This window comes from Mesorhizobium australafricanum, from assembly GCF_033977265.1.
GTDB classification, from domain to species: domain Bacteria; phylum Pseudomonadota; class Alphaproteobacteria; order Rhizobiales; family Rhizobiaceae; genus Mesorhizobium; species Mesorhizobium australafricanum.
In genome coordinates, this window is record NZ_JAVIIT010000002.1 from 1 (window position 1) to 13,438 (window position 13,438).

At 64.4% G+C, this 13,438-nt stretch carries 9 protein-coding genes; 8 read left to right on the forward strand and 1 reads right to left on the reverse strand.

From position 1 onward, the window contains the following. The first annotated feature begins 144 nt into the window (after positions 1–144). The 8 genes from RFM98_RS03560 to RFM98_RS03595 all read left to right on the forward strand — a co-directional run bounded on the left by RFM98_RS03560 (position 145) and on the right by RFM98_RS03595 (position 11,003). Positions 145–1,245: an amino acid ABC transporter permease gene (locus RFM98_RS03560; protein ID WP_320307552.1), complete on the forward strand. Its 1,101-nt coding sequence runs from the start codon at positions 145–147 to the stop codon at positions 1,243–1,245. A gap of 12 nt (positions 1,246–1,257) precedes the next feature. Next, entirely contained in the window at positions 1,258–2,013 is a 756-nt protein-coding gene (locus RFM98_RS03565) for an amino acid ABC transporter ATP-binding protein (RefSeq protein WP_320307553.1), read from the forward strand. 55 nt (positions 2,014–2,068) lie between these two features. Next, entirely contained in the window at positions 2,069–3,475 is a 1,407-nt protein-coding gene (locus RFM98_RS03570; RefSeq protein WP_320307554.1) for an FAD-binding oxidoreductase, read from the forward strand. Between the two features lie 115 nt (positions 3,476–3,590). Next, positions 3,591–5,261: a thiamine pyrophosphate-binding protein gene (locus RFM98_RS03575; RefSeq protein ID WP_320307555.1), complete on the forward strand. Its 1,671-nt coding sequence runs from the start codon at positions 3,591–3,593 to the stop codon at positions 5,259–5,261. Continuing rightward, a complete protein-coding gene (locus RFM98_RS03580; RefSeq protein ID WP_320307556.1) occupies positions 5,258–7,354 on the forward strand; it encodes a hydantoinase/oxoprolinase family protein in 2,097 nt (698 codons plus the stop codon). Before RFM98_RS03575 ends, RFM98_RS03580 begins: the two co-directional genes overlap by 4 nt. An 11-nt stretch (positions 7,355–7,365) precedes the next feature. After that, positions 7,366–8,982, forward strand: a complete 1,617-nt coding sequence (locus RFM98_RS03585) for a hydantoinase B/oxoprolinase family protein (RefSeq protein WP_430682263.1) — start codon at positions 7,366–7,368, stop codon at positions 8,980–8,982. Then, positions 8,982–10,184, forward strand: a complete 1,203-nt coding sequence (locus RFM98_RS03590; RefSeq protein ID WP_320307558.1) for a pyridoxal phosphate-dependent aminotransferase — start codon at positions 8,982–8,984, stop codon at positions 10,182–10,184. The genes RFM98_RS03585 and RFM98_RS03590 overlap by 1 nt, the downstream gene beginning before the upstream one ends. A gap of 3 nt (positions 10,185–10,187) precedes the next feature. Next, positions 10,188–11,003, forward strand: a complete 816-nt coding sequence (locus RFM98_RS03595) for an NAD-dependent epimerase/dehydratase family protein (protein ID WP_320307559.1) — start codon at positions 10,188–10,190, stop codon at positions 11,001–11,003. 336 nt (positions 11,004–11,339) lie between these two features. On the opposite strand, the gene RFM98_RS03600 is transcribed toward RFM98_RS03595, so the two are convergent. Next, positions 11,340–13,409, reverse strand: coding sequence for an oxidoreductase (locus RFM98_RS03600; protein WP_320307560.1), 2,070 nt, complete (start codon positions 13,407–13,409; stop codon positions 11,340–11,342). Between the last annotated feature and the right edge of the window lie 29 nt (positions 13,410–13,438).

Genomic DNA, 13,438 nt, shown 5'->3' on the forward strand with positions numbered 1-13,438 from the left:
TCGCTGCCAACGCCACAAACAGAAGTTCCGCAAGATTATGCCGCGCATTGATGTCGCGTGGATCGCGTACTTCTCGCAAGATCGACAAAACCAATGGCATTGCGGCCTCCTCTGCTTCGAGAAAGCCACTCAAGAATCCTTCTTTTGCTGCATGGCAATACACAATCGACTTATCTGCGATTCCCCTGCCCTGCCCCCGGCAGGCTCGAAGACCTGAAGCGCCGCTTCTTCGCGACACCGCTTCAGGCGCTGTTGTCGTTGATATCGCTGGCGATCATGGTTTTCGTCGTCTGGAAGCTGCTCAACTGGGCCATCTTCTCGGCCGTGTTCACGACGAGCGGCGGGCCCGAGGCCTGCCAGGCGGCAGGCGGAGCCTGCTGGTCGGTCATCGCGGCCAGGTGGCGCATCATTCTCTTCGGTCTTTATCCCTTCGAGGAGCAATGGCGCTCGGCCTTGGCCTGCGTGGCCGTGGTGGTCATGACCGTGCTGAGCTGCATTCCGGCCTTCTGGACCGGCCGCCGCATCGCGCTCGTCTGGGGCGCCGGAACAGGCCTCTACTACGTGCTGATGAAAGGCGGCGTGCCTGGTCTTGCCTATGTCGGCGAGGAGGCATGGGGCGGACTGGCGCTCACCCTCTTCATCTTCGTGACCACCTGCCTGATCGGCTTCCCGCTGGCGATCTGCCTGGCGCTGCTGCGCCGCTCGGAACTGCCCTGGATATCGCGCACCACCGGTCTCATCATCGACGGTGTCCGCTCGCTGCCACTGATCTCGATCCTCTTCACCTTCGCCGTGGTGCTGCCCTTTGCGCTGCCGCAATGGCTGCAGGGCGACAAGCTCTATCGGGTGATCATCGGCTCCGCCCTGTTCTTCTCCGCCTATCAGGCGGAGATCGTCAGGGGCGGCATGCAGGGCGTTCCAGCGGGACAGGAAGAGGCCGCCATGGCGCTCGGCATGAGCTACTGGCAGCGCATCAGCCGCATTGTTCTGCCGCAGGCGATGCGCAACGCGCTGCCGGCCACGATCAACCAGTTCGTCATCTCGTTCAAGGAAACCTCGCTTGTGGTGATCGTCGGCTTCTTCGAGATCCTCGCCTCCGGCAACGCCGCCTATGGCACCGGCGAATGGCGCTTCGCCTATGTCGAGGTCTACGCCTTCATCGCCTCCATCTATTTTATCTTCGTCTTCAGCCTGTCCCGCTACGGCGCCTTCCTCGAGCGGCGCATGTCGCTCGGCGAACGGTAGGGAGGTACGCAGATGAATTCGACACAGTCATCGGGCCCCGCCGTCCGTATCGAGGGCCTCGACAAATACTACGGGTCGTTCCAGGCGCTGCGGAAGATAAACCTCTCTGTGGGGCGCGGCGAAAGGATCGTCATCTGCGGTCCCTCCGGCTCCGGGAAATCCACGCTGATCCGCTGCGTCAACCGGCTCGAGCAGCACGATGGCGGCCGCATCGCCGTGCTCGGCACCGAGCTCAACGACGATGTCGGCAACATCGATGGGATCAGGCGCGAAGTCGGCATGGTGTTCCAGCACTTCAACCTGTTTCCGCACATGACGGTGCTGGAAAACTGCATGATCGCGCCGATAATCGTGCGCAAGCGGCCGCGCGCCGAAGCCGAGACGACCGCCCGGCGTTTTCTGGAGAAGGTCCGCATTCCCGAGCAGGCGATGAAGTTTCCGGGCCAACTCTCCGGCGGCCAGCAGCAGCGGGTCGCGATCGCGCGCGCGCTTTGCATGCAGCCGCAGATCATGCTGTTCGACGAGCCAACCTCGGCGCTCGACCCCGAGATGATCGCGGAAGTGCTGGACGTCATGGCCACGCTTGCCTCCGAAGGCATGACGATGATCTGCGTGACCCACGAGATGGGCTTCGCCCGCCGCGCTGCCGACCGGGTGATCTTCATGGATGGGGGCGAGATCGTCGAGGAGGCGCCGCCGGAGGAGTTCTTCACGTCCTCCCGAAACGAGCGCACCCGTCAGTTTCTGTCGCAGGTGCTGGGTCATTGAAGGGCATCCCGAGAGATGCAACGTTCCGCTTGCAGCAACATCACCAGGAATTTCAATGACCGATCCCGCAGTCGCCTTGCGCGAGATACTCGGACCGAAAGGCTGGCTTTCGGGCGATGACGCCCAACCCTTCCAGCGCGATTGGCTCGACCGGTATGGCCTCCAGCCTCTGGGCGTCGCCCGGCCGACGAGCACCGCGGAGGTGGCAGCGGTCGTCAAGGCTTGCCGGCAGGCGGGATTGGCAGTTGTGCCGCAAGGCGGAAACACCAGCCTATGCGGTGGCGCCGTCGCCGCGCAACCGAATGCGGTCATCGTCTCGCCTTCGCGCATGACCGCAATTGGCGAACCGGATCAGGAGAGCGGTTCGATCGCGGTTGATGCGGGCGTCGTTCTCACGGCGCTGCACGATGCGCTCGAGCCGCATGGGCTGATGTTCCCGATGCGTCTGGGCGCCGAAGGCAGCGCCAGGATTGGCGGCCTGATCGGCACCAATGCCGGCGGCAGCCAGGCATTCCGCTTCGGGATGATGCAGGATTTGGTGCTCGGCCTCGAAGTCGTGATGCCGGACGGCGCGGTGTGGGACGGTCTTCGCGCAGTGCAGAAGGACAATGCCGGGTATCAATTGCGCAAGCTGTTCTGCGGCTCGGAAGGCACGCTCGGCATCGTGACGCGCGCAATCCTCAGGCTCTACCCCACGCCAAAGCAGCAGGCGAGCGCGCTCTTGGTGATGTCGGATTTCGCCGCCGCCGTATCGTTCGGCGCCTTCCTGCGCGGCGAAGCAGGAGAATTCCTGACCGGGCTCGAATTCTTCTCGGAGGTCGGCCTGGCACTCGCGCTCAAACACTTGCCGGATCTCGCCTACCAGCTTGAGTCACGGGGTGACGTCTATCTGCTCGTCGAACTGGCTTCGGGCTCGACGCGCGTCCCGTTGGACGAGATTCTGAATTCGGCGCTGGAATGGGGCATGGAGCGGGGTCTGGTCATGGATGGTGCGTTGGCCAATTCGAGCACGCAGCGCGCACGGTTCTGGCGCCTGCGCGAGGAGCTGCCCGAAGGGCAGCGTCTGGAAGGCGAACAGCTCAAGCACGACATCTCCGTGCCGCCGGGCGCTATTGCCCGCTTCATCGAGGCCGGCGCCAAGATTTGCGACAACATCCTGCCTGGCGTGCGGATCAATCCGTTCGGCCATCTCGGCGACGGCAACATCCACTACAATCTGTCGCCGCCGGAAGGCCGCTCCGATTTCAACGGCAAGGCCGGGGAGTTTGCCGAAGCGCTGGCTGCTTTAGCAACCGAAATGGGCGGCAGCTTCGCGGCCGAGCATGGGCTGGGGCGTGCAAAGATCGCCATGGCCGACCTGAATCGCGCGCCCATCGAACGAGACCTCATGGCGCAGTTGAAGCGCGCATTCGATCCGCAGGGCACGATGAATCCCGGCGTTCTGGTGCGCGTACGACAGTAAAGAAAAACTTTCGAATGAACCGTATTTCTTGATTTCGCACCGGCCCGTTCGAGTGCAGGTATAAATCCGAAAGGCAGCATCGTCCGCTTGCCGCCAGTTGTAAGGATATCGAAGCATGGTCCGCAATGGCGGTCGCCTTCTTGTCGAGTGCCTGATCGCCTTGGGCGCGACCAAGAGCTTCGGCGTTCCCGGTGAGAGCTATCTCGCCGTTCTCGACGCGCTGCACGACACGCATGGCAAGCTGGACTATGTGCTCTGCCGCAACGAAGGCGGCGCGTCGTTCATGGCCTGCGCCTACGGCAAGCTAACCGGCACGCCGGGCATCTGCTTCGTCACCCGCGGCCCGGGCGTGACCAACGCCAGCATCGGCGTGCATACCGCGATGCAGGACTCCTCGCCGATGATCCTTTTCGTCGGCCAGGTCGGCACCGACATGAAGGGGCGCGAAGCCTTCCAGGAAATCGACTACCGCGCAGTGTACGGAACCGTCGCCAAGTGGGCGGTCGAGATCGATGACGTCGCGCGGCTCCCCGAGATCGTGGCGCGCGCCTGGACCACCGCCTTGACCGGAAGGCCCGGCCCCGTCGTGGTCGCGCTGCCGGAAGACATGCTGACAACGGTGACCGGGGCCGCACCACTCGGCGGCCCCGCGGCGATTTTCGAGGCAGCTCCGTCGCCGGACGCCATCGCATCGGCCCTCGATATGCTGGCGGCGGCCGAGAGGCCGGTGCTGCTCATGGGCGGCGCCAACTGGACGGCGGATGGTCGCGACGCGCTCCAGGCTTTTGCCGAGGCTTCCGACATCCCGGTCGTCGCCGCCTTCCGTTATCAGGACCAGTTCGACAATCATTCGCCGGTCTTCGTCGGCGAGGCCGGCGTCGGCATGGTGCCGCATGTCAAGAGCCTGATCCGCGATGCCGACGTGATCCTGGCGGTCAATGTCCGCTTCGGCGAGATGACCACGGACGGCTATACGCTGCTTTCCGTGCCCGAGCCGACCCAGAAGCTCATCCATGTCCACGGTTCCGACCGCGAGATCGGCAAGATCTATGTGCCGGCGATTGGCATCCATGCCGGCCCGAACGCGTTCGCCAGGGCGCTGACCGCGGTCAAGGGCCCCTGGGCCGGCTGGCGCACAGCGGCGCGCAAGGCCTATGAGGGGACGTTCGCGGCGCCTGTGCAGCCTGGTCCTGTCGACATGGTCGCGGTCAGCGCCTGGCTGCGCGAGAACCTGCCGGCCGACGTCATCCTCACCAATGGCGCCGGCAATTTCACGGTATGGCCGAACAAGTTCTTCAAGTTCGGCCCGGAGGCCCGGCTGCTTGCCCCGCAATCCGGCGCCATGGGCTATGGCCTGCCGGCGGCGGTCGCCGCCAAGGTCGCCTATCCCCAGCGCATGGTCGTCTGCTTTGCCGGCGACGGCGACTTCCAGATGAATTGCCAGGAACTCGGCACCGCCATGCAGGCCGGCGCGCAGCCGATCGTGCTGATCATCAATAACGGCATCTACGGCACGATCCGCGCGCACCAGGAGCGCAACTATCCGGCCCGGGTATCCGGCACCTCGCTCGAGAATCCTGACTTCGTGACGCTGGCAATCGCCTATGGCTTTCACGCCGAGCGCGTCGAGACGACGCAGGATTTCGCGGCGGCGTTCCGGCGGGCGCTCAACTCCGCAACTGGCGCCGTCCTCGACATCGTCGTCTCGCCCGAAGCGCTCACACCCCGGCAGACCCTATCCCAGATGCGCGACGCCGCGCTCGCTTCGCAGAAGGCCAAGGCATGACATCCAGAACCGAAGACATCCGCCTCGGCGCCGACATCGGCGGCACCTTCACCGACATCGCCCTCGATGTCAGGGGAACGATGTTCTCCACCAAGGTGCTGACCAATTACGCGGCGCCGGAGCAGGCGATCCTCGACGGCATTGATGTGGTCGTCGGCGACGCCGGAATTTCGGCGGCCGAGATCGGCATCATCATCCATGGCACGACGCTCGCCACCAACGCGCTCATCGAGCGCCGGGGAGCCAAGACCGCGCTGGTCACGACGGAAGGGTTCCGCGACGTGATCGAGATGCGAACGGAAAACCGTTTCGAGCAATATGATCTCAACCTGCAACTGCCGACGCCGCTGATCCCGCGCGAGGACCGCTTCACGGTCAAGGGCCGCATCGGCGCCGAGGGCCAGGAGCTGCAGCCGCTTGACGAAGTCGCGCTGGAGCAAATCGCCGAGCGCATTGCGGCCGGCAATTTCGGCTCGGTCGCGATTGGCTTCATACATGCCTATGCCAATCCGGACCACGAGCGTCGTGCCCGCGAGATCCTTGCCCGCAAGCTCAGCATCCCGATTTCGATCAGCGCCGAAGTCTCGCCGCAGATGCGCGAGTTCGAGCGCTTCAACACCGTCTGCGCCAACGCCTATGTGCGGCCGCAAATGGCCGACTATCTCGCCCGCCTGCAGACGCGCCTGAAGGACATGGGCGCCGAGTGCCCGGTTTTCATGATCCATTCGGGCGGCGGCCTGATCTCGGTGGAAACCGCTTCGGAATTCCCGGTGCGGCTGGTCGAATCCGGACCGGCCGGCGGCGCCATCTTCGCCGCCGACATCGCCCGTCGTTTCGGCCTGGAAAAGGTCGTTTCCTATGACATGGGCGGGACCACCGCGAAAATCTGCCTGATCGAGGACTATGCGCCGCGCACGGCGCGGACCTTCGAAGTGGCGCGCACCTACCGCTTTTCCAAGGGCTCGGGCATGCCGATCTCCATTCCGGTGATCGAGATGATCGAGATCGGCGCCGGTGGCGGCTCCATCGCCTGGGTCGACGCCATGGGCCGGATCCAGACTGGACCCGAGAGCGCCGGATCGGAGCCGGGTCCGGCCTGCTACGGCCGCAGCGGCAAGCGTCCGGCAATCACAGACGCCGACCTCGTGCTCGGCAAGCTCGACCCCGACAATTTCGCCGGCGGCGCGATCAAGCTCGATACTGCCGCGTCGGAACAGGCCATCATGCGCGATGTGGGCGAGCGCCTGTCGCTCAACGCAATGTCGACCGCCTTCGGCATCTGCGAGGTGGTGGACGAGAACATGGCGAACGCCGCCCGCGTCCATGCGGTCGAGAACGGCAAGAACATCTCCGACAATCTGATGATCGCCTTTGGCGGCGCGGCGCCGCTTCATGCGGCAAGGCTCTGCGAAAAGCTCGGCATCGACCAGTGCATCGTGCCGCGCGGCGCCGGCGTCGGATCGGCGATCGGCTTCCTCAAGGCGCCGTTCGGCTACGAGGCGCTGGCATCGAAGCTGACGCGCCTGTCGCGGTTCAAGCCGGCCGAAGTCAACGCCCTGTTGGCCGACCTCAAGGCATCCGCCGAGGGTTTTGTGCGCACCGGCGCCAGCGGCAGCATCGTCTGCGAGATCACCGCCTTCATGCGCTATGCCGGCCAGGGCTGGGAAATCCCCGTGCCGCTGGCGGACGAGCGGTTCGGCGACGATGCTGTCGCCAAGCTCAAGGAGTTGTTCGAGACCAACTACCAGCGCTTCTTCGGCCGCGCCATCGAAGGTCTGGACGGGCTGGAGATCGAGATCGTCACCTGGTCGGTGAAAGCAACCGATGTTCGTCCTGCCGTCACGAGACACGAACTGACCACGGGCAAGAAGACGAACGAACCGACAACGACGCGTTCGGTTTTCGATCCGGCGACCGGCGCTCCGCAGACCTACGGCATTGTCGAGCGCGACACGCTTTGCGCCGGCGATCGCGTCTCAGGTCCGGTCGTCATCGTCGAGCGTGAGACCTCCACCGTCGTCACCACCAGCTTCGACGCCGTCATCCAGAGCGACGGCGCGATCCTCCTGATCCGAAAAGGCAGCCAGGCATGAGCGACCCAGGCATGAACAGCATTGGCGAAATCCGCATGCAGGTCATGTGGAACCGGTTGATCTCGGTGGTCGAGGAACAGGCGCTCACTTTGCTGCGCACCGCCTTCTCGACCTCGGTGCGTGAATCCGGCGACCTGTCGGCCGGCGTGTTCGACCCGCGCGGCCAGATGCTGGCGCAGGCGGTCACCGGCACGCCCGGCCACGTCAACACCATGGCCGAAGCCGTGTTGCATTTCATGAACGAAATCCCGCGCGAGAACATGTTCGAGGGCGACACCTATGTCACCAATGATCCCTGGCTCGGCACCGGCCATCTGCACGACATCACCATGGTGTCGCCGTCCTTCCTGAACGGCGAACTCGTGGCCTTTTTCGCCTGCACGGCGCATGTCGTCGACGTCGGCGGGCGCGGCTTCGGCGCCGACGGCAAGTCGGTCTATGAGGAAGGCATCCAGATCCCGATCATGAAGTTCGCTGAAAAGGGCAAGGTCAATCTCGACCTCGTCCGCATCCTGCGCGCCAATGTCCGCGAGCCGAACCAGGTCGTCGGCGATTTCTATTCTCTGGCCGCCTGCAACGAGGTCGGCCACCGACGCCTCGTCAACATGATGAAGGAGATCGGCCTCACCTCGCTTGACGGGCTCGGCGAATTCATCTTCTCGCGCACCCGCGACGCCATGCTCGAACGCATCGAGGCGCTGCCCAAGGGAAGCTGGTCGAACGAGCTCGTGACCGACGGCTATGACGAGCCGGTGAAGCTCGCCGCGACGGTCTCGGTTCGCGACGACCATGTCGAAGTCGATTTCACCGGCACCGACCCGATGAGCCGCTGGGGTATCAACTGCCCGATCATCTACAGCAAAGCCTATGCCTGCTATGCGCTGAAATGCATGGTGGCGCCCGACATTCCCAACAATGCCGCCTCGCTCGCCTTCTTCACCGTGTCGTCGCCCATCAACATCCTGAACGCGGTGCGGCCGGCGCCCGTGGCGCTTCGCCATATCTTCGGCCACATGGTTCCCGATCTGGTGCTGGGCGCGTTTTCCAAGGCGCTGCCCGGAAAAATCCTCGCCGAAGGCGCCGGCGCACTGTGGAACATCCATATTTCGGCGCGGCCAGTCGCCGGTGCGTCCGGCCGCCGTGCCGAGGTGCTGATGTTCAACTCCGGCGGCATGGGCGCGCGCCCCGAACTCGACGGCCTGTCGGCGACGGCTTTTCCGTCCGGCGTTCATACGATGCCGATCGAGGCCACGGAGCATACCGGTCCGATCGTGATCTGGCGCAAGGAGCTGCGCCCGAATTCCGGTGGCGACGGCGAATTCCGCGGTGGCCTTGGACAGGTCATCGAGATCGCCGCGACCGACGGCCACGAGTTCGACTTCTCGGCGATGTTCGACCGCGTCAATCATCCGGCCCACGGGCGCAATGGCGGCAGGCCGGGCGTTGCCGGCGTGGTCAAGCTCGACGACGGCACCAAGATGCGCCCGAAAGGCTGGCAGCATGTGCCGGCCGGGCGCCGGCTGATCCTCGAACTGCCGGGCGGCGGCGGCTATGGCGATCCGGCCAGGCGCAGCGCCAGCGCACGGGCCAATGACCGATCCAAGGGATACATCTCGGAGAACGACTGATGAGCTATGTTGCCTCGCGCCTGGCGGTGGTGAAGCCATCGGCTTCGATGGCGGCTTCCCAGGCAGCAAAGGCGCTGCGCGCCAAGGGCGTCGACGTGATCGACCTCGGCCTGGGCGAGCCCGATTTTCCAACCCCCGATCATATCATCGATGCCGCCCATTTCGCGGCGAAGGCCGGGCAAACGCTCTATACGGCCGCTGCCGGCACGTCTGAAGTGCGCGAAGCCATCGCGGGAAAATTCCGGCGCGAGAACGGGCTGGACTACACGGCCGACGACATCGTGGTGGCCAACGGCGCCAAGCAGATCATCTTCAACGCGCTGATGGCGACGCTGGAGACCGGCGACGAGGCGATCCTGCCGGCCCCCTACTTCGTCTCCTATCCGGAAATGGTGAAGCTGCTCGGCGGTACGCCTGTCGTCATCGAATGCCCGGAGACCACCGGCTTCCGGCTGACGCCGGCGCTGCTGGAAAAGGCCATCACGCCAAGGACAAAGTGGCTTTTCCTCAACATGCCAGGCAACCCATCCGGCGCGGTCTATTCGCAATCCGATCTCAAGGCGTTGGGTGCTGTACTGACAAAACACCCGCAGGTGCTGATCCTCTCCGACGAGATCTACGAACACATTCTCTTCGACGGCCGCGAGTTCGTTTCCTTCGGGAAGGCGTGCCCAAATCTCAAGGACCGCACGCTGATCGTCAACGGCGTCTCGAAATCCTATGCGATGACTGGCTGGCGGGTCGGCTATGCGGCCGGGCCGACGCCGCTTCTCAAGGCGATGTCGACGATCCAGAGCCAGTCCTGCACGTCGGTGTGCTCGATCGCCCAGGCAGCGACCGCCGCCGCGCTCAACGGGCCGCAGCATGAAGTCGCACGTTTCCGTCAGGCTTTCGAGCGGCGCCGCGACCTGGTCGTCGACGGCATCAGGAAGATCAACGGCCTGACGTTGTCGCCGCCGGATGGCGCCTTCTACGCCTATATCGGCTGCGCCAGCCTGATCGGCCGCAAGACACCCAAGGGCGTCGTGCTGGAGGACGATGCGGCCGTGTCGAATTATCTTCTTAACGAAGGCCGGGTGGCGTCGGTGCCGGGCGTCGCCTATGGACTGTCACCCTATTTCCGCATCTCGACCGCGACCAGCGAAGAGGTGCTGACCGAGGCGATCTCGCGGATCAACGCCGCCGTCGCGCAAGTGGAGTAAAGAATGCCGCACTACGAACGTATCCTGATCACCGGCGCCGCCGGCCGGCTCGGCTCGGAGCTGCGCAAGGGGCTGGTGCCGCTGGCCAAGACCATCCGCCTGGCGGGGCGCGAACCGTTCCACGATCTCGCGCCTCACGAAGAAGAAGCGGTCTTCGACCTCGCCGACATGGAGGCGACGATCGCGGCCACCAAGGATTGCGACGCGATCGTGCATTTCGGCGGCGCGCCGCTCGAATGCGAATGGCAGACCATCCTCGATTCCAGCATCCGCGGCTCTTACCATATCTATGAAGGCGCGCGGAAACATGGCGTGAAGCGTGTCATCTACGCCTCGTCGGTGCATGCTATCGGCTATCACGAGATCGAGGCGCATATCGGCGTCGATGCGCCGGTGCGTCCCGACAGCCTCTATGGCGTGTCGAAGAATTTCGTCGAGAGCCTCAGCCGGCTCTACTGGGACAAGTTCGGCATCGAAACCGCATGCCTGCGCATCTTCTCGTCCTTCCCCGAACCGGCCGACCGCCGCATGCTGTGGTCGTACCTTTCCTTCGCCGACTGCGTGCGCCTGGTCGAGGCATCGCTGACCGCACCGCGCGTCGGGCACACGATCTCGTTCGGCATTTCCGACAACAAGCTGAAGATGGTCGACAACAGCGGCGCGGACCACCTTGGATTTATCCCGCAGGACAGTGCCGAGCCGTTCCGCGCCGCCGTCGAGGCGAAGACCCCTGTTCCCGATCCGAAGAAGCCGTCGGTGAAGTATCTCGGCGGCTGGTTTTGCGAGCTGGGCCACCCGGACAACAAGCCGGCAGGGTAGAGCAATTCCAGGAGAAGTGCGAAGCGGTCAGGCTCGGCGACTTCGCCGTAGCTTTCCGTCCGGAATTGTGCAAAAACAAAGCCTTAGAGCGCTTTGCTGGTTCTGTGAAACGCTGAACCGCTCCACCGGCAGCTGCAATGCCGGCTCAGGCCGACGTCGAAGGCAGGCTGGCCTTGAGGAAGCGATGCCAGGCGCCGCCGAGCACAAGGGAGGTTTTGGCTTTACCGAAGCCTGCCGAGAGAAGGCCTTGAGTCGTAACGGATATCGAGTCCGGCATGCGCCCGGCTTCTTCGTTGCCGTCCGGCTACGCCGGTTGAACGAACACGATGGTCTAATTTAGTCCGCCGCCAGCGCCGTCACTTCCCGACGGAAAGGCAGGGCGTCGCCGATACCGGGCTCGTCCAGTTCGCGGGCGAAGCGGTGGCCGGCATAGGTGGCCCAGGCGATCGGCCCCGGCGCTTCGGCATCGCCGATGACCTTGATCGAGCGGATGCCATTGTCGGTCCACTCGTGTTTCCGCGCCTTGAGCTCGCGCCAGACGGCATCGTCCTGATTGCGCGACGTGACCAGAACGACGGCGTCGGCCGTCAGTTCCTGGCGCGCGCTGGTATAGACGCAGGCCGTGACGACGCCGCCCGAAGCGATAGTCGTGACGGCCCTGTTGAGGACGATATCGACTCCCAGCTCCGCGAGGCGGCGGTGGATGGCACCCTGCTCCAGCGTGTTGCGCGTCCAGTCCGAGACATAGGCCGATGGGGTCACCAGGGTCACCTTGGCGCCCCGACGCGCCATCAGTTCCGCAAGGACGCCGCCCATGTAGTAGTGATCGTCGTCGAACAGCACGACGTTGCCGGAAGGGACCTTGCCGTCCATCAGATCGTCGGGCGTGTAGACCGGCATGGCGGCGTCGATCGGCATCGGCACGACATGGGCGCGGGCGACGCCGTCTCGCCGCCAGCTCGACCCGGTGGCGATGGCGACGTTCTGGAAACCGAAGGACAGGATGTCATCGGCCGTCAGCCGGCTTTCGAAATAGATATCGACATTCGGCATCTGGCTGAGCTGATACTGGCGATAGTCGCGCACCCTCCCCCATGCCGAGAGGCCTGGAAGCAAGCTCTCGCGCGCCACGCGTCCGCCGAGCTCGGTGCCGGCTTCCGCAATCGCCACCTGGTAGCCGCGCATGCCGAGCGCGCGGGCTGCCTCCAGCCCCGCGGGTCCGGCGCCGACGATCAGCACGCTGTCGCTGTCGCCCTTGGCCTGCATCCGCTCCGGATGCCAGCCCTTGCGCCATTCCTCCATGAAGGTCGGGTTCTGCGTGCAGCGCGAGATCGACATCGTCATGTCGCCGGTGATGCAGATGTTGCAGCCGATGCATTCGCGGATATCCTCGATGCGTCCCTCCTCGACCTTCTTGGGCAGGAAGGGATCGGCGATCGACGGGCGCGCGCAACCGATGAAGTCGAGCGTGCCGGACTTGATCATCTTGACCATCACGTCCGGCGAGGTGAAGCGGCCGACGCCGACGACCGGCTTCGAGGTCAGCTTCTTGATGCCGGAGACCAGGCTTTCCTGCGCCGCCTCTTCCTTGAAGCGCGACGGCCCGGAGCAATCCTCCCAGGCGCCATGGGCGAGGTCCCATAGATCGGGCAGGTCGGCATGCATCTCGATCATGTCGCGAACTTCCGAGTTGGCGAAGCCAAGCTCGCCGATCATCTCGTCCAGCGACAGCCTGAGCGTCAGGCCGCAAGTGTCGCCGATCGCGTCGCGCCCTTCCTCGATCAGCTCGCGCATCAGCCGCGAGCGGTTTTCCAGCGAGCCGCCATATTCGTCGTTGCGCTGGTTGGTGGCGGTCGACAGGAAATGCTGGATGATGCCGAAGCCATGCGCGCCGTAGAGGCATACCAGGTCGAAACCCGCTTGCTTGGCGCGTTTGAAGGCATTGCGATGCCAGCGGCGCAGATCGCGGAGATCCTGCTTGTCCATGGCGCGCGCCTGCACCGGATCGTTGGTGAAGGTGCGGATTGGCAGGGCCGACGGCCCGCGCGGGACCTCTTTGGTGTAGAGATTGGGACCGTTGATGCCCGAATAGGCGAGCTGGACACCGGCGAGCGCCCGGTATTCGTGCATGGCTTTGGCCATCTTGGCCAAGGCCGGAATGTCGGCGTCGTCCCACAGCCTGAGCTCGATGAACGGCGTGATCTCGGAAGTGTGATGCATCTCCGTCTGCTCGGTGAAGATGACGCCCCATCCGCCTTCGGATTTCATGCGGCGCATCTCGGCCGCGGCCGACGGATCGCGATAGCCGCCGCCATTACAATGGGGAACCTGATAGAAGCGGTTCTTGGCGGTCACTGGACCGATCTTCATCGGCTCGAACAGAATGTCGTAGCGTGGGTCGCGCATGTCACTTCCCTTCCGTCGGCTTGGCGCTG